General features: G+C 53.4%; 14 protein-coding genes. 6 read left to right on the forward strand and 8 right to left on the reverse strand.

Annotated features, from left to right (window positions below):
• Window positions 1-25 precede the first annotated feature (25 nt).
• The 5 genes from CV945_RS04015 to CV945_RS04035 all read left to right on the forward strand — a co-directional run bounded on the left by CV945_RS04015 (window position 26) and on the right by CV945_RS04035 (window position 7,072).
• Window positions 26-1,876: a bifunctional homocysteine S-methyltransferase/methylenetetrahydrofolate reductase gene (locus tag CV945_RS04015; RefSeq protein WP_100659185.1), complete on the forward strand. Its 1,851-nt coding sequence runs from the start codon at window positions 26-28 to the stop codon at window positions 1,874-1,876.
• On the forward strand, window positions 1,869-5,279 hold the full coding sequence (metH, locus tag CV945_RS04020; RefSeq protein WP_100659186.1) for a methionine synthase: 3,411 nt from the start codon (window positions 1,869-1,871) through the stop codon (window positions 5,277-5,279). The genes CV945_RS04015 and metH overlap by 8 nt, the downstream gene beginning before the upstream one ends.
• A gap of 149 nt (window positions 5,280-5,428) precedes the next feature.
• On the forward strand, window positions 5,429-5,701 hold the full coding sequence (locus CV945_RS04025; protein WP_033013800.1) for an AbrB/MazE/SpoVT family DNA-binding domain-containing protein: 273 nt from the start codon (window positions 5,429-5,431) through the stop codon (window positions 5,699-5,701).
• Between the two features lie 12 nt (window positions 5,702-5,713).
• Complete coding sequence (locus tag CV945_RS04030) at window positions 5,714-6,106, forward strand: type II toxin-antitoxin system death-on-curing family toxin (protein WP_033013801.1); 393 nt, start codon at window positions 5,714-5,716, stop codon at window positions 6,104-6,106.
• Window positions 6,107-6,208: 102 nt separating this feature from the next.
• Window positions 6,209-7,072: an SDR family oxidoreductase gene (locus tag CV945_RS04035; protein WP_100659187.1), complete on the forward strand. Its 864-nt coding sequence runs from the start codon at window positions 6,209-6,211 to the stop codon at window positions 7,070-7,072.
• A gap of 289 nt (window positions 7,073-7,361) precedes the next feature.
• Here the strand turns inward: CV945_RS04035 and CV945_RS17020 are convergent, their stop codons facing one another.
• The 8 genes from CV945_RS17020 to CV945_RS04070 form a co-directional block, all read right to left on the reverse strand.
• The gene (locus CV945_RS17020; RefSeq protein WP_157807509.1) at window positions 7,362-7,523 is read right to left on the reverse strand and encodes a hypothetical protein; all 162 of its coding nucleotides are present in this window, start codon (window positions 7,521-7,523) and stop codon (window positions 7,362-7,364) included.
• 310 nt (window positions 7,524-7,833) lie between these two features.
• Window positions 7,834-8,040 carry an ATP-binding protein gene (locus CV945_RS17025; RefSeq protein ID WP_033013803.1) on the reverse strand — a complete coding sequence of 69 codons (207 nt, stop codon included), beginning with the start codon at window positions 8,038-8,040 and terminating at the stop codon, window positions 7,834-7,836.
• Window positions 8,012-8,989, reverse strand: a complete 978-nt coding sequence (locus CV945_RS04045; protein WP_232721986.1) for an efflux RND transporter periplasmic adaptor subunit — start codon at window positions 8,987-8,989, stop codon at window positions 8,012-8,014. Before CV945_RS04045 ends, CV945_RS17025 begins: the two co-directional genes overlap by 29 nt.
• Entirely contained in the window at window positions 8,974-9,993 is a 1,020-nt protein-coding gene (locus CV945_RS04050; protein ID WP_013146183.1) for a LacI family DNA-binding transcriptional regulator, read from the reverse strand. Before CV945_RS04050 ends, CV945_RS04045 begins: the two co-directional genes overlap by 16 nt.
• A gap of 18 nt (window positions 9,994-10,011) precedes the next feature.
• Window positions 10,012-11,547: an alpha-amylase family glycosyl hydrolase gene (locus CV945_RS04055; RefSeq protein WP_100659188.1), complete on the reverse strand. Its 1,536-nt coding sequence runs from the start codon at window positions 11,545-11,547 to the stop codon at window positions 10,012-10,014.
• 71 nt (window positions 11,548-11,618) lie between these two features.
• A complete protein-coding gene (locus CV945_RS04060; RefSeq protein ID WP_033011695.1) occupies window positions 11,619-12,461 on the reverse strand; it encodes a sugar ABC transporter permease in 843 nt (280 codons plus the stop codon).
• Window positions 12,461-13,741: a carbohydrate ABC transporter permease gene (locus CV945_RS04065; RefSeq protein WP_100659189.1), complete on the reverse strand. Its 1,281-nt coding sequence runs from the start codon at window positions 13,739-13,741 to the stop codon at window positions 12,461-12,463. Before CV945_RS04065 ends, CV945_RS04060 begins: the two co-directional genes overlap by 1 nt.
• A gap of 69 nt (window positions 13,742-13,810) precedes the next feature.
• The gene (locus CV945_RS04070; protein ID WP_100659190.1) at window positions 13,811-15,082 is read right to left on the reverse strand and encodes a sugar ABC transporter substrate-binding protein; all 1,272 of its coding nucleotides are present in this window, start codon (window positions 15,080-15,082) and stop codon (window positions 13,811-13,813) included.
• Window positions 15,083-15,334: 252 nt separating this feature from the next.
• On the opposite strand from CV945_RS04070, the gene CV945_RS04075 reads away from it, so the two are divergent.
• Window positions 15,335-17,101 (forward strand): alpha-glycosidase, encoded by a 1,767-nt coding sequence (locus tag CV945_RS04075; RefSeq protein ID WP_100659191.1) that lies wholly within the window; start codon window positions 15,335-15,337, stop codon window positions 17,099-17,101.
• Window positions 17,102-17,146: the final 45 nt, after the last annotated feature.

A 17,146-nucleotide genomic window follows, 5' to 3' on the forward strand; every position in this document is an offset into this window, starting at 1 on the left:
CTACAACGAAATGGGGGAATCAAACGTGGGGCTGCTCGATGAGTTGAAACAACGCATTCTCATCGCCGACGGAGCGATGGGGACGCTGTTATATTCGCATGGCGTCGACCGTTGTTTTGAAGAATTGAATCTATCGAATCCAGACGAAATCATTCATATTCATGAAGCGTATATCGCGGCGGGCGCCGATGTCATTCAGACGAATACATACGGCGCCAACTATGTGAAACTCGCGCGCTACGGCTTGCAAGACGAGGTGCCGGCGATCAATCGCGCCGCTGTAAGACTGGCGAAGCAAGCAGCCAATGGGGGGGCGTACGTGCTCGGAACGATCGGAGGGCTGCGCACGTTAAACAAAAGCGTCGTCACGCTCGAAGAAGTGAAACGGACGTTTCGCGAGCAGCTGTTTGTGCTGCTTGCCGAAGGGGTTGATGGTGTGCTGCTGGAGACGTATTACGATTTGGAAGAGTTGGAGACGGTGCTTGCCATCGCGCGCAAAGAGACGGACTTGCCGATTATCGCCCATGTGTCGCTCCATGAAGTCGGCGTTTTGCAAGACGGCACGCCGCTCGCGGACGCCCTTAGCCGCCTGGAGGCGCTCGGGGCCGATGTTGTCGGGCTCAACTGCCGGCTTGGTCCGCACTATATGATTCAGTCGCTTGAGGAAGTGCCCCTGCCCAATCGCGCATTTTTGTCGGCGTATCCGAACGCGAGCCTCCCGGATTACCGCGACGGCCGGCTTGTCTATGAAACGAACGCGGAATATTTTGAAGAGGCGGCCAAAGCGTTCCGCGATCAAGGGGTGCGCTTGATCGGCGGGTGCTGCGGCACGACGCCGAAACATATTGAGGCAATGGCAAAGGCGCTCGCCGACCGGACGCCGGTGACGGAAAAAACGGTGAAGCGGCGCACGACGGCATCTGTATCGGTGCAAGCCGATCGGCCCGCGCCGACTCCGCTTCCCGAGCTCGCCCGCACGCGCCGCTCGGTCATTGTGGAGCTGGATCCGCCGAAGCAACTCGGCATTGACAAGTTTCTCGCTGGGGCGAAAGAGCTCCATGACGCTGGCATCGACGCGCTGACGTTGGCCGACAACTCGCTTGCTACGCCGCGCATCAGCAACGCCGCCGTCGCCACGATCGTGAAAGAGCGGCTCGGCGTCCGCCCGCTCGTGCATATTACGTGCCGCGACCGCAACTTGATCGGCCTGCAGTCGCATTTGATGGGGTTGCATACGCTCGGCATCACCGACGTGCTCGCTATTACCGGCGACCCGTCGAAAATCGGCGATTTCCCGGGAGCGACGTCCGTGTATGATGTGTCGTCATTCGATCTCATCCGCCTGATCAGCCAATTCAACGAGGGATTATCGTACTCGGGCAAACCGCTCGGGCAAAAAACGAACTTCTCGATCGGTGCGGCCTTCAATCCGAACGTCCGCCATTTGGATAAAGCGGTCGAGCGAATGGAGAAAAAAATTCAATGCGGCGCCCACTATTTCTTGACCCAGCCGGTTTACTCGGAAGAAAAAATCGTGCAAATATACGAAACAACGAAACATCTCGCCACGCCGATCTACATCGGCATTATGCCGCTTGTGAGCGCGCGCAACGCCGAATTTTTGCACCATGAAGTGCCGGGGATCACTCTGTCGGACGAGATTCGCGCCCGCATGGCCGCCTGCGGCAGCGACCCAGTAGAAGCGGCGCGCGAAGGAATTGCCATCGCCAAATCGCTCATTGACGCGGCGTTTGATTTGTTTAACGGCATTTATTTGATCACGCCGTTTTTGCGCTATGACATGACAGTCGAGCTCGTCCGCTACATCCATGAAAAAGAAGCGGCCGCCAAAGAAAGGAAGGTTGTTCATGGCTAACATCACCTTAGAACAGCAGCTGCAGCGAAAAATTCTCGTCATTGACGGCGCGATGGGGACGATGATCCAAAGCGCCAACCTATCAACCGCCGATTTTGGCGGCGAGGCGTATGAAGGGTGCAACGAATATTTGACCCTCACCGCCCCGCCTGTCATCCGCCGCATTCACGAAGCGTATTTGGAAGCGGGCGCTGACATCATCGAAACGAACACGTTCGGGGCGACGCGCATTGTGCTCGATGAATACAACCTCGGGCATTTGGCGCTCGAGTTGAACATCGAAGCGGCCAAGCTCGCCAAACAAGCGGCGGAGGCGTTCTCAACTCCCGACTGGCCGCGCTTTGTCGCCGGGTCGATGGGGCCGACGACGAAGACGTTGTCGGTGACAGGCGGCGCGACCTTTGAGGAACTCGTCGCCGCCTATGAAGAACAAGCGCGCGGGCTGCTGTTGGGCGGCGTCGATCTTCTGTTGCTGGAGACGTGCCAAGATACGTTGAACGTAAAAGCCGGATTTCTCGGCATTTCCAAGGCGTTTGAGGCGGTCGGCCGCCGCGTGCCGCTCATGATTTCCGGCACGATCGAGCCGATGGGCACGACGCTCGCCGGGCAGGCGATCGATGCGTTTTTCATCTCGGTGCGCCATATGAAGCCGATCGCCGTCGGCTTAAACTGCGCGACCGGCCCGGAGTTTATGACCGACCATTTGCGGACGCTCGCCTCGCTTGCGGATACGGCGGTCAGCTGCTATCCGAACGCCGGGCTGCCGGATGAAGAAGGCCGCTACCATGAAACGCCGGAGATGTTGGCAGAGAAAATCCGCCGCTTTGCCGAAAAAGGATGGATCAACATCGTCGGCGGGTGTTGCGGCACGACGCCGGACCATATTCGCGCCATCGCCGAAGCGGTGCGCGGCATCCCGCCGCGGGCGATCCCGTCTTCGTTTGACGTCCACGCCGTCTCCGGCATCGAGGCGCTCATTTATGAGGAAACGATGCGCCCGCTCTTTGTCGGCGAGCGGACAAACGTCATCGGCTCGCGCAAATTCAAGCGCCTCATCGCCGAAGGGAAATACGAAGAAGCGGCGGAAATCGCCCGCGCACAAGTGAAAAACGGCGCCCATGTCATCGACATTTGCCTCGCCGACCCAGACCGCGACGAACTCCATGACATGGAGCAGTTCGTCCGCGAAGTCGTGAAAAAAGTGAAAGTGCCGCTTGTCATCGATTCAACCGACGAGCGCGTCATCGAGCGCGCCCTCACCTACTCGCAAGGGAAAGCGATCATCAATTCGATCAACTTGGAAGACGGCGAGGAGCGGTTTGCGAAAGTCGTTCCTCTCTTGCACAAATACGGCGCCGCTGTCGTCGTCGGCACGATCGATGAACAAGGAATGGCGGTCACCGCCGAACGGAAGCTGGAAATTGCCTTGCGTTCGTATGACTTGCTCGTTAACCGCTACGGGGTGCCGGCGCGCGACATCATTTTCGATCCGCTCGTCTTCCCGGTCGGCACCGGTGATGAGCAATACATCGGCGCGGCGAATGAAACGATCAAAGGCATTCGCCTCATTAAAGAGCAACTGCCGGAGTGCTTGACGATGCTCGGCATCAGCAACGTCTCGTTCGGCTTGCCGCCGGCCGGGCGCGAGGTGCTCAACTCCGTCTTTTTGTACCATTGCACGCAAGCTGGGCTCGATTATGCGATCGTCAACACTGAGAAGCTTGAGCGGTTCGCCTCGATTCCGGAAGAGGAAGTGCGGATGGCCGAAGCGCTTTTGTTTGACACGAGCGATGAAACATTAAACACCTTTATCGAATTTTACCGAAGCAAAATCACCGCCGCCAAGCCGGCTGAGGAGAACTTGAGCCTTGAAGAGCGGCTCGCCCGCTACGTCATTGAAGGGTCGAAAGACGGGCTCATTCCCGATTTAGAGAAGGCGCTTGAGACCTACTCCGATCCGCTGTCGATCATCAACGGTCCGCTTATGGCCGGCATGGATGAAGTCGGGCGGCTGTTCAACAACAACCAGCTCATCGTCGCTGAAGTATTGCAAAGCGCGGAAGTGATGAAAGCGGCCGTCGCCTTTTTAGAGCCGTATATGGAAAAGAAAGAAGGAAGCACAAAAGGAAAAGTCATTCTCGCCACCGTCAAAGGCGATGTGCATGACATCGGCAAAAACTTGGTCGACATCATTTTAAGCAACAACGGCTACGAGGTGATCGACCTCGGCATTAAAGTCGCTCCGCAGCAACTCATTGAAGCGGTGCGCGAACATCAGCCCGACATCATCGGGTTGTCGGGCTTGCTTGTCAAATCGGCCCAACAGATGGTCGTCACCGCCCAAGATTTGCGGCAAGCCGGCATCTCAACGCCCATTTTAGTCGGCGGCGCCGCCTTGACGCGCAAATTTACCGAAAACAAAATCGCACCCGAATACGACGGCGTCGTCCTGTACGCAAAAGACGCCATGGACGGGCTCGCGCTCGCCAACCAACTCCAGCAAGGCGAAATTGACTACAAGAAAAAAGAAGCGACCGAAAACGAGCCGACACGGCCAACGGCGGTCGCCACCGCGTTCAAATCGAACGTCTCGACCGATGTGCCGGTGTATGTCCCGGCCGACCTCGAGCGCCACGTGCTGCGAAACGTGCCGCTTGACCATGTGTTGCCGTACGTCAACTGGCAAATGGTGCTCGGCCACCACCTCGGCTTGAAAGGAAAAGTGAAGCGGCTGCTTGAAGAACGGGACGAAAAAGCGTTGGCGTTAAAAGCGGTCGTCGACGAACTCGTTGCCGAAGCGAAAGAACGCGGCTGGATTCAACCCGCCGGCGTCTACCGCTTCTTCCCGGCGCAAAGCGACGGCAACCGGGTTTACATTTACGATCCGACTGACGGCAAAACAGTGCTCGAGATGTTCGACTTTCCGCGCCAACCGCGGGCGCCGTATCTTTGCCTCGCCGATTATTTGAAATCGAAAGAAAGCGGCGAAATGGATTACGTCGGTTTGTTCGCCGTCACCGCCGGGCATGGCGTCCGCGAACTCGCCCAGCGCTGGAAGGAAGAAGGCGAATTTTTGAAAAGCCATGCCATCCAAGCGTTGGCGCTCGAGATTGCCGAAGGGTTCGCCGAACGAATCCATCAAATTATGCGCGACCGCTGGGGCTTCCCGGACGACCCGGATTTCACGATGGAAGAGCGCTTCGCCGCCAAATACCAGGGCCAGCGCTACTCGTTCGGCTACCCGGCCTGTCCGAACTTGGAAGACCAGGAGAAACTGTTCCGTCTGCTTCATCCAGAAGACATCGGCATCCGTCTCACCGACGGCTATATGATGGAACCCGAAGCATCGGTTTCGGCGATCGTCTTCGCCCATCCGGAAGCGCGGTATTTCAATGTCTTATAAGCGGGAAACGAGCTGGCGAATAGGCCGGCTCGTTTTCCTAATTTTTCTGACAAACCGATCATCGAACGATGGACTCAACTATCTTTTTTTATTATAATTGTTATAACTTGTTATAACCATGAATAAAATAGTATGGAAGGAGAATCGATATGAGTACGGTGGTGAAACCAATGGAACGAAAAATAACGAAAGTAGGGAACAGTCTAGGAATCACTCTTCCCCAGGAAGTGTTGGACCATTTGAAGGCAAAACAAGGAGATGAAATTCAATTTCGCCTCGAAGCAGATGGAAAAGTGGTCATCAGCAAATACTCACCCATCGACTACAGCATCCTAGACGACTTCGGCCAAGATTTTGTCGATGGTCTCAAAGACTTATTTGCGAATTACGACAACACCCTCCGAAATTTGGCAAAAAAGTAGGCGAAAACAGATATGACTCGTTTTTTGACCGAAAAAGAGATCATCTTCCTCAATGCCTTGTTGATCGAAAAATACACTCCAGAGGAACAAAAAGGCGTAAAATTTCCAGAGCTGTTGAACAGCGCGGTCAACCGCCCGAAACAAAGCGCTTTCGGACAGGACGCTTATCCAACCCTTTGGCTGAAGGCGGCAGCGTTATACGCCAGCCTCTGCCAAAACCATCCGTTTCACAATGCCAATAAACGAACAGGCTTTGCCGCCATGAAACAGTTTCTTTGGCTAAACGGTTATCTCCTCGCCGCTCCGGAAAAAGAAGCAGAAGAATATACCGTGAAAGTCGTGACCGATAAACCATCGATTGAGGAAATCGCAATGTGGATTGAAACGTGGGCGAAAAAAAGATGACCAACGGCTTATTCATTGTTCGTGGTCCATCCCCTCTTAACACATAATTCCCCTCCTCCGTCCCATACTAACGATGACAATACATGCTAAGGAGGAACAAACATGGTCACAAAGCAACAAACAACGCTGCCCCCGCAGCACCAGACGCGCCAGCCCGGCCTGCAAACGGAGATGAACCCGCAGCCGGTCACCATCAAAGACACCTATAAAGGAAGCGGCAAGCTCAAAAACAAAACCGCCATCATCAGCGGCGGCGACAGCGGCATCGGCCGCGCGGTCGCGGTTCATTTCGCCAAAGAAGGGGCCGATGTGGCGATTCTCTATCTCAACGAACATGAAGATGCCGACGAAACGAAACAGCTCGTCGAGCAGGAAGGAAGACGGTGTCTGGCCCTTGCGGGAGACATTGGCGATGAAGCGTTTTGCAAAGAAGCGGTGAAACAAACAATCGAAGCGTTCGGCAAGCTCGATATCGTCGTCAATAACGCCGCTGAACAGCACCCGCAGCCGAACTTTCTCAACATCACCGCCGCGCAGCTGGAAAAAACGTTTCGCACGAACGTATTCGGCTGCTTTTTCCTAACGAAAGCGGCGCTCCCGCACTTAAAAAGCGGAAGCGCGATTATTAACACCGCTTCGATCACCGCCTACGAAGGAAATGAGCAGCTCATCGACTACTCGGCGACAAAAGGCGCGATCGTCGCCTTCACCCGGTCGCTCGCCAAAGCGCTCGTCGGCCAAGGCATTCGCGTCAACGGCGTCGCCCCAGGCCCGATTTGGACGCCGCTCATCCCGTCGACGTTCAAAAGCGAGCAAGTCGCCACATTCGGCGCCAACACGCCGATGAAACGTCCCGGCCAACCGTGCGAAGTCGCTCCGTGCTACGTCTTTTTGGCGAGCGATGAGTCGTCGTACATGACCGGACAAATGCTGCACGTCGATGGCGGAAAATTCGTCAGCGGCTGACCATCTCAGCCGCTGCGGTCAATCCTTTTTGACAAAACTTCGTTATCTTTTCTTACAAAAATATAGAATCATTGTAAAAAAACCGATACGATAAAGCTACGATGTTCCTCCACTTCTTTGCAAGGTGCCCCTCTTCTCTCAGTCCGCCCCGGAATGGGGTGGATTTTTTTACGTTAAAGGTTCACTAAAGGTAGATCGTTGAACCTAAAAATGCCTCCGCGGCTTCCCCCCTCTGTTTTAAGCAGTCAATAGTTCGGGGAATGCCACTGCATGTTTTCTATTCACCATCTCATGTGAAGAGCGTTTCCGCCTCTTGCCCAGCAACCGCTATGTCTCGTTTTTTCTTGCGCACGCAAAGAACAGCCAAAGAAGCGATAACGCCTGGCAGCGCAAAAGCAACAAAGCACATGAAAATGGGGGCTTTCATTCCTAGCAGCGCCCCGCCAAGCATCGGGCCAACCATTCCTCCTAAGCGACCGACGCCATTGGCCAATCCAACGCCCGTAGAGCGGACATGGGGCGGGATAATATTGCGAGACAAATGTATTCAACAAACTTTGCGTCCCCATTGTACAAACACCAGCTACCGCAATGCGGAAACATTCCATACGTACGGAACACCCAGCATTCCAAGCAACATAAAACCATAACCGCATTCAGCTCCTCTCAACGCCAATGCCATGAGCGAAAAGAGGAGCTCTTTTTCATTTCCCTTTTTCAATCTTCAGCCGACGCTGACTGTGCCGCTTGTTTCACCGCCTTCACCTCATAATGTCCGACTTCGACATTGAGGATGTACTCCGGCTTCGCTTCGTTTCGTCTCTGTTTATGTCCGGCGATATGAGCGTCGCTTTTCTCCCATCTTCCGTCGTATATTTCAAGGCATTGTCAAGCAAAATGACGATCAATTGATGGATGCGTTCACGGTCGCCCACCCACTCAATAGGGATTTGCGCTTCGACGCTCATCGTTTTCTGCTGGAAGCGATCTCGCTGTACTGTTCGCCAATGTCGCGGACCAATTCATCCAGCCGAAACGCTTCTTTTTGCATTTCCAACTGATTCGAGTCTGAACGCGCCAAGGTGAGCACATCATTCTTTCTTGCCGCCCTGGATTATTCGTACTGGAGGAAGTGGAAACGCTCGGCAGCTGCACGATTTGCCCTTCGCTCAATCCATCGGTAATTTCAATGTTGTCTTCATTGCTAATGCCGGTTTTCACCGTTTGGCGCACAGCCGTGCTGCTCCCGTCCGCCGACTGTTGGACGACAAGCACGAACTTTTCATCATTCATCGTGTGAACCGCTTCGATCGGAACATACAACGCATTATCTTTCTTTTCGACTAAAATGCTTACTTCCGCTGTCATGCCGATTTTCACATTCGTCGGTTTATCGATGTGCACCGTCACATCGAAAGTCGACACACCGTTCGAAACCGTCCCTTCTTTGGCGATGGAGGTGACCTTTCCGGTATATGTCGCCTCAGGAAAAGCGTTGATCTTAATCGCAGCAGTTTGTCCGACCTTCACTTTTGGAATATCAAGCTCATCCACTTGCACTTTTACTTGCAAATCGCTGTAATTGGTGAGATGGGCGACGACTTGTCCGTCATTGACGCGGTCTCCTTCTTCCACGTCGAGCGAGGTGATCGTTCCAGCTGCTGGCGCTTCAATCGGATCGCTGCCATCAGTAAATGTAATGAGGTCTTCCCCCTTCGTCACGGTTTCCCCTTCGGAAACGAGCACTTCATCCACTTCTTTGCTGCCGTCAGCTTGAATGTCCGTGCTCGTTACGGACTCAACCGTTCCCGATCCACTCACTTTCACTTCCAACATGCTCGAAAACAAAAAAAAAACGCCCGCCAATACGACGGACGTCTCTTTGCCAACACCGCTTCTTTCTAACGCTGTGCACACGACCCCCGTTCCACGAGCCGGTGCGGGATGATGATGCGTTTGATCGGTTCATTCGGGTTGGTGATTTTCTCAATTAAACTTTTCGCCGCTTCGTAGCCGAGCTGAAAAATGCCGATGTCAACCGACGTGAGCGGCGGACGCGACATTTCGGCGAGCAGCGTGTTGTTGAAGCTGACGATCGAAACATCTTCCGGGACGCCAAGCCCCATTTCATCAAGCGTTTTCAAGATGCCGAGCGCCATGAGATCATCGGCGACGACAAGCCCGGTCGGCGGCTCAGGCAACGAAAGAAGCTCCTTCATCGCCTCTTGGCCGCCTTCCTGCAAAAATTCTGCATGGACGACGTATTCCGGCCGGTACGGAAGCCCCGCCTCCTGCAAGGCCGCGGCGTAGCCGGTTTGGCGGTCGACGGTCACCAAATATTGCGGATTGCCGCCGACAAACGCGATGCGTTCGTGCCCGCGAGCGATCAACCAGTTTGCCGCATCTTTCCCCGCCTGGACGTTGTCGTTGTCGACATGGGTCACTTGTTCCGCTTTTTGGTGCGGTTTGCCGATGACGACGAACGGAAAGCCATGCTTTAACAAGTACTTCATGAGCTTATCGTTTTGCCGCGAGTAAAGCAAAATAACGCCGTCGACGCGCCGTCCTTGCAGCATCTCCACGACTCGCTCGTAAATGTCGTTTTCTTTCTCTCCGGTCGACATTTGCAAAGCATATCGCTTTTCATGGGCAGCTTTGCTGATGCCGCGGATGACTTCCGGGAAAAACGGGTTTTGTAGCGCTTGGTCGGCGGAGCTCGGCATGACGATGCCGATCACTTGCGTCATTTGGCTCGCGAGGCTGCGAGCAATAAAGTTTGGGTGATAGCCGAGCTCTTTCATCGCTTCGCGCACCCGCTGTTTCGTCTTCTCGCTGATGCGCGGGCTGTCGGCGATGACGCGCGAGACGGTTGACGGCGCAACGTTCGCTCGTTTCGCTACATCTTTAATCGTAACGGTCATAAGGTCCCTCCTTTCCCTCTATTCCGGCATCCGCTTCGCCCGTTTTTTCACCAAATACAAAAACAAAAGAAACAACACGCAAACCGATACGATGGCGGCGATAAACGAAACGTTGATCCCTGTTTTTTCCCGCAGTTTGTACACTTCCGCCGTTTCGCGGTCGAGCACAAGATCGTATCCGTCGCCATCGCCGCGGACGAGATCGTCCAATAAAAAGCCGCGCAGTTCCTTGTTTTTTGGCAGCTGGTCGTTCGTTAGGTGAACGTGCTGCGTTTTGCCCGTGTTGTTGATGGCGATAACCGTTGTTTCATCTTCATATTGCCGTTTCCACACCGCCATGCCGTCTTTTTCATACAGGAGCGTAAAATCGCCGCGCCGCAAAGACGGCAGCTGTTGGCGGAGCGGGCCGATTTTTTTCAAGTAATCGATGATCTCCGGATCGGCGCGGAAATCCATCAAGCGGCGGTTGTCCGGGTCTTCGCCGCCGTTCATGGCGATTTCCGTTCCGTAATACATGATCGGGATGCCGGGGGCGGTGAACAAATACGTCATCGCCAGCTTGATGCGTGAAATCGGATTGTTGCGGTTGTCAATCGAAAGTTTCGTAAACCGCACGTTATCGTGATTGTCCAAAAACGTCCCGAGCAAGTACGGGCGGTCGTAAAACGTTTTGTTGTATTCCCAGGCGTCATACAACGGCCGGAGCGATGCATCGCGCCTAGCAAGCGACTGCTTCACCGCGCCATACAGCGGATAATCGACAAAACCGTCGATGCCGTATTGGCCGTACTCGGCAATATAGCGCGGATCGTCGCTCCACACTTCGCCAAGAAGGAAAAAGTCTTGTTTCACCGATTTCACTTCTTTGGCAAACTCCTGCCAAAATGATTTTGGCACATGGCGCACCGTATCGAGGCGATAGCCGTCAATGTCCGTTTCTTTGATCCACCATTTGGCCGCATCGATTAAATATTTCTTGACTTCTGGATTTTCCTGCGCTAAATCCGGCAGCCCATACACCCATCCGTTTTCTAGTTGTGTTTGATCATTCCAGTCGAAAATCTCTTTTTTCGGATGGAACCAATCTTTTTTCGCCGGGTCGCGAAGCCATGGATGGTCGTAGCCGACATGGTTGGCGACAAAGTCCAAGATGACTTTCATATGGCGCTTGTGCGCTTCTTTGACAAGCGTCTTCAAATCATCCAGCGTGCCGAAATGCGGATCGACGCGATAAAAATCTTTGATCCAATACCCGTGGTATCCGCCCGGCATGTTTTCGAAAATCGGCGTCAGCCAAATGGCTGTAAATCCCATCTCCTTGATGTAATCGAGTTTCGCCGTCACCCCTTTCAAGTCGCCGCCGAAATACCCTTTCGGATCGTTGACATTGACGCCCTTGTCATTCGTCGGATCCATATTGTTAAACCGGTCGACCATAATGAAATAAATCGCTTCATCTTGCCACGTCCGTTCTTCTTTCTCCGCCGCCTGCACCGGCCAGGCATAAAAAAGAAGGAACGGAAGGACGAGCAGCATAAAGAGCCGGTTCCCCATTTCCATTCCTCCCTTCCCGATTCATTTGCTCATTCGGAAACGGGTAAGCCCACTATTTATGATAGCGGTTCTTACCCTTTTGTGCCACCGGCCGTTAAGCCGGAAATCAAATACCGTTGCAGGAACAAAAAGACGACGGCGATCGGCGCGGCAATCAAAATTGAGCCGGCGGCAAAGCGGGTGAAGTTGTTCGCAAACCGGTCGCTGATGAAGTTAAACAGCCCGACCGCCAATGTAAATTTGTCCGGGTCGCGCAACACTATCGACGGCAGCAAAAAGTCGGTGAACGGCGCCATAAAGTTGAACAACGCGACAACGGCCAAAATCGGCTTGGCTAAGGGCAGCATAATGCGGAAAAAGACGCCGAAATGCCCGGCGCCGTCGATGCGCGCCGCCTCATCCAGCTCGCGCGGAATCGTATCAAAGTAGCCTTTGACCAGCCAGGCGTTAAACGGAATTTGTCCGCCTACATAAATGAGAATGAGCCCCCACAGCGAATCGAGCAAATGGAGCATATTGAGCAAAATATAGATCGCCACCATCGCCATGAGCGACGGAAACATTTGCAACACTAAAAACAAATACAGCCCCGTTTTCCGCCCGACGAATTGGTAGCGCGAAAACGCATAGGCGATGAGCGCCGTAAACAAGACGGACAACGCCGCATTGGCCGTCGCAACAAACAAGCTGTTTTTATACCAAAGCAAATAATCGCTGTCCGGACTGGTAAACAACCACTTATAGTGCTCAAACGACCACTTCTCCGGGATGAGCGACGCCGAATACAGGCTCGTTCCTGGATTGAGCGACATGCTGATCGTCCAAAGGAGCGGATAGGCGATGACGACAAACATGAAGGCGATAAACAAATAAATAAGCGCTACTTCCACGCGCGATTTCCATTTGCGGTTCATCAAATGTTCCCCTCCTCTTTAAAGGAACGGGTGCGCCGGAACTGGTAAATGGCAAACCCGCTGACGATCAAGCCGATGATGAGCGAGATCGCCGCTGCCATATTGTAGTTGTTCGTCGTGAACGTCAAATCGTACACCCATGAAATGAGGATGTCCGTTCCACCGGCGTTTTGCCCGCGCACCGCAGGCCCCCCGTCGTTGAACAAATAGATGATGTTAAAGTTGTTGAAGTTGCCGGCGTATTGCATAATCAACAGCGGTGCGGTCGCATACAGGACGTGCGGCAGCGTGATCGATTTGAACTTTTGCCAGCGCGTCGCCCCGTCGATGTCGGCCGCTTCGTACCAGTCGCGGGAAATGCTTTGCAAAACGCCGGTAAACAGCGCAAAGACGAACGGAAAGCCAAGCCACGTTTGAATCAAAATAAGCGCCACTTTCGTCCAAAACGGATCGGTCATCCACGGGATCGACACCCCAAACAAACTCAACACTTCGCGGTTGATGGCTCCGAATTTGTCGTTGAACATCGCCGCAAACACCAAAATCGTGACAAACGCTGGCACGGCCCACGGCAAAATCAACACCGTGCGGATGAACCGCTTGAACTTGATGCGCGGGTCGTTGACAAGGAGCGCCAAAAACAGGCCAAGGGCGATTTGCGCCGTTGTCGCCACCACGGTCCAAACGATCGTCCAGGCGAGAACGCTAAGAAACGTGCTTTTCCAAATCGGAATCGACACTAAGTTTTTGAAGTTTTCCAATCCAACCCAATTCAGCAAATGCCGTGGCGGCGAGTGGTACAAGTTGTAGTCGGTAAAGGCGAGCGACACCATAAACAACAGCGGCAGCACGACGATAAACAACAGCATCACAAGCCCGGGCGTGACAAAGATGTACGGAAATCCTTTATCCCAAGCGTTGCGGCACGATTCCCACAGCGACGGAAACGGTTCGCCCCTTTGCCGGCGGCGGGCGTCGTTGCGCGCATCAATGATGTTCGCAATATGCAGGGCGGCCGCAAATGCGATGATGATGACCGAAACCAATCCTTGAATCAAGAGAAAAATCGAATGATCCAACATCGGAATTTCGCCAAGCGTGACGAGTCCCCACAGCCCGATGTTTAAAAAGTTGTAAAACGTCAGCAAAAACGAAGCTTCAATGATGATGAACAAGATGCCTTTGACATACCGGCGGTTGTACAACTGCCCAAGGCCGGCAAACAACAAAGACAGCGCCATCGCCACCGCCGGCCGATGGCGGACGTTTGCTTCCGGCATTCCAATCCCCCCTATCATATGGATAAGAATAGTGGATAGGGCTGATCCTATCCACCACGACATCACTCGTTATTTTCCAGCGCCGCTGGCGGCGATTTTATCTTGAATCGTTTTCACTGCCTCACCGAGCACCGCTTTCGGGTTGTCGCCTTTCGCGATAAATTGCAACGCATTGCCCATCGGCTCCCACACTTGCGACATTTCCGGCACGTTCGGCATCGGCTCGCCGTATTGGATTTGCTCCGCAAAACCGGCGATCAGCGGGTCGTTCGTAATTTTCTCATTCGTCAACGCTTTTTCGTTCGCCGGCATTTCGCCCGCCACTTCATAGTAATGAAGCGAATTTTCTTCGTTCGTGACAAACTTCATGAAGTCGACCGCCCATTCTTTGTTTTGTGAATAGGCGGAGAGCATCCATGTTTTTACGCCGACGAACGATTTCGGATGCTCGCCGTTGTCCAAAACCGGCAGCGGCGCCGTCGCCAATTTGTCGCCCAACGCTTCTTTATACGACGCGATGTTCCATGGTCCGGTGATGGCAACGGCCACATTTCCTTTCGTAAACAGCCCGTTCATAATATCGCCGGTGATTTCTTTCGGAATGTAGCCGTTTTTAAACCACGATTGGACGAGCTCGGCTCCTTTGACGGCTCCATCATTCGCGAGCCCAATGTCGCTTATGTCGTATTTGCCGTTTTCATTTTTAAACACATAGCCGCCATAGCCGGCGAGGAACGGATAAACGAAATAGAAATTCGTCGCTTCCATTAAAAAGCCGTATTGGTCTTTGGCCGCATTCGTTTTTTCCTTGGCGATCTTCATCAAGTCATCCATCGTTTTCGGCGCTTCCGGCACTAAATTTTTATTGTAGAACACGCCGTATGTTTCAACGACCATCGGCACGCCATACGTCTTTCCGTCATAGGTGACCGCGTTGATGGCCGTCGGACTGTACTCGCCTTTCGCATCGCCAAGGTCGACTGGATCGGCCAATCCTTGCAGCACAATGTCGCCGATGCGGTCATGCGGCTGGTAGAACACATCCGGCCCTTTGCCAGCCGGTCCGTCGAGCGCTAGTTTTTTCGTTTGATCGAGCATGTTGACCCCAACCATCTCGATTTTGATTCCGGTTTTTTCTGTGTACTTTTGGAAAATATCTTTTAATGCTGGTTTCTGCTTTTCGTCGTCGTTCACCCAAACGACCAGTTTGTCCGGTTTTTCCGCCTTTTCGGTCGTTCCTTGACTTTCTTTCGGCTGTTGAACGTCCCGTTTCGGTCCGCAGGCAGCGAGCACGCCCACGAGCAGCACAGCCATGAGAAACAAAGACAATGTTTTCTTCATGCTCTCCCTCCTCTTTTGATCGACTCTTTTTCAGTGCAACCATAGCGAAACCGTTTGCGCATTAAAATCGCAATCACTCCAATGAAAACGATTGCACCTTTCAACTCTATTATATCGTCTATTTTTCATTTTACAAGCTTATTTTCTATGAAATTTGACTTTTTTTTTACATTGGCGTACGCTTTGTTTAACGGAAGTCTATCATGCAAACGATTGCTTTTACCCAAATTGGATTCAAGAGGGGGAACGATGATGCAAAAAGAAGCCATTCACCACCGCCCGACTGACAACTTCGCCTATGCCTATGATGGCGAAACGCTTCATCTTCGGCTTCGGACAAAAAAAGATGATGTTGATCGGGTGGAGCTGTTGCACGGCGACCCGTACGAGTGGCAAGACGGCGCCTGGCAGTTTCAAACGATGCCGATGCAGAAAACGGGAAGCGACGAACGATTTGACTATTGGTTCGCCGAGGTCAGACCGCCATATCGGCGGCTGCGCTATGGGTTTGTGCTTCGAGCTGGGGGCGAACAACTGGTCTATACGGAAAAAGGATTTTACCATGAAGCTCCGAGCGACGACACCGCTTACTACTTTTGCTTTCCCTTTCTTCATCGGGTCGACCTGTTCCAAGCGCCGGGCTGGGTAAAAGACACCGTATGGTATCAAATTTTCCCTGAGCGGTTCGCCAACGGCAACCCGGCCATCAGTCCGGAAGGAGCGCGGCCGTGGGGAAGCGAAGACCCAACGCCGACAAGTTTTTTTGGGGGGGATTTGCAAGGAATTATCGACCATCTCGATTACTTGGCTGACCTTGGCATCACCGGCCTTTACTTGACGCCGATTTTCCGCGCGCCGTCGAACCATAAATACGACACCGCTGATTATTTTGAAATCGACCCGCACTTTGGGGACAAAGAGACGTTGAAAACACTTGTCAAGCGCTGCCATGAAAAAGGGATCCGCGTCATGCTCGATGCAGTCTTCAACCATTGCGGCTATGAGTTTGCCCCGTTTCAAGATGTGTTGAAAAACGGCGCAGCCTCTCGGTATAAAGATTGGTTCCATATTCGCGAGTTTCCGCTCCAAACCGAGCCGCGCCCGAACTACGACACATTTGCGTTCGTGCCGCACATGCCGAAACTCAACACCGCTCATCCGGAAGTGAAGCGCTACTTGCTTGATGTCGCGACATACTGGATTCGCGAGTTTGATATTGACGGCTGGCGGCTCGATGTGGCAAACGAAATCGATCATCAATTTTGGCGCGAATTCCGGCAGGCAGTGAAGGCGCTAAAGCCCGATGTGTACATTCTCGGCGAGATTTGGCATGACGCCATGCCTTGGCTGCGCGGCGACCAGTTTGACGCCGTCATGAACTACCCGTTCACGGACGGGGCGCTTCGCTTTTTCGCGAAAGAGGAAATCAGCGCCCGCCAGTTTGCCGATATCATGATCCGACTTCTTCATTCGTATCCGAAACAGGTGAACGAAGCGGCATTCAACTTGCTTGGCAGCCATGATACACCAAGGCTGCTTACGGTTTGCGGCGGCGACGTCCGCAAAGCGAAGTTGTTGTTTTTGTTCCAGCTGACGTTCACCGGTTCGCCGTGCATTTACTATGGCGATGAGATCGGCATGACGGGCGGAAACGATCCGGAGTGCCGGAAATGTATGGTGTGGGATCCGGAGCACCAAAACCGCGAACTGTTGGCGCATGTCAAGCGGCTGATTGCGCTAAGGAAGCAGCACCCGGCGCTCCGGCGCGGAGATGTCTCCTTTCTTTCCGCCGACGACAACCCTAACCATCTCGTGTATGAAAAAATTGACGGCGCTGAAACCGTGCTCGTCATCATCAACCGAAGCAATGATGCCGCCGACATTCCGCTCCCGCTCGACCTTCGCGGAAAATGGCTTGTTGACCTCTTGACCGGAGAGCGGTTTGCGGCCGAGGCGGAAACGCTTTGCGCCTCTTTGCCTCCGTATGGGTTTGTGCTCTATAAAGTTGAAAGCTGGTAAGATGGCGCAGCCATGTGTTGCTTTGATCACAAACCGGTGCAGCGG

This window comes from Geobacillus sp. Manikaran-105 (assembly GCF_002809955.1).
Classification (GTDB): Bacteria; Bacillota; Bacilli; order Bacillales; family Anoxybacillaceae; genus Geobacillus; species Geobacillus thermophilus.

Coding starts and splice junctions, on each gene's coding strand:
- CV945_RS04060 (WP_033011695.1), bottom strand. CDS start 12,461: ATGAACCGCAAATGGAAATCGCGCGTGGAAGTAGCGCTTATTTATTTG.
- metH (WP_100659186.1), top strand. CDS start 1,869: ATGGCTAACATCACCTTAGAACAGCAGCTGCAGCGAAAAATTCTCGTC.
- CV945_RS04070 (WP_100659190.1), bottom strand. CDS start 15,082: ATGAAGAAAACATTGTCTTTGTTTCTCATGGCTGTGCTGCTCGTGGGC.
- CV945_RS04065 (WP_100659189.1), bottom strand. CDS start 13,741: ATGCCGGAAGCAAACGTCCGCCATCGGCCGGCGGTGGCGATGGCGCTG.
- CV945_RS04025 (WP_033013800.1), top strand. CDS start 5,429: ATGAGTACGGTGGTGAAACCAATGGAACGAAAAATAACGAAAGTAGGG.
- CV945_RS17020 (WP_157807509.1), bottom strand. CDS start 7,523: ATGCTTGGCGGGGCGCTGCTAGGAATGAAAGCCCCCATTTTCATGTGC.
- CV945_RS04075 (WP_100659191.1), top strand. CDS start 15,335: ATGCAAAAAGAAGCCATTCACCACCGCCCGACTGACAACTTCGCCTAT.
- CV945_RS17025 (WP_033013803.1), bottom strand. CDS start 8,040: ATGAGCGTCGAAGCGCAAATCCCTATTGAGTGGGTGGGCGACCGTGAA.
- CV945_RS04030 (WP_033013801.1), top strand. CDS start 5,714: ATGACTCGTTTTTTGACCGAAAAAGAGATCATCTTCCTCAATGCCTTG.
- CV945_RS04055 (WP_100659188.1), bottom strand. CDS start 11,547: ATGGGGAACCGGCTCTTTATGCTGCTCGTCCTTCCGTTCCTTCTTTTT.
- CV945_RS04035 (WP_100659187.1), top strand. CDS start 6,209: ATGGTCACAAAGCAACAAACAACGCTGCCCCCGCAGCACCAGACGCGC.
- CV945_RS04050 (WP_013146183.1), bottom strand. CDS start 9,993: ATGACCGTTACGATTAAAGATGTAGCGAAACGAGCGAACGTTGCGCCG.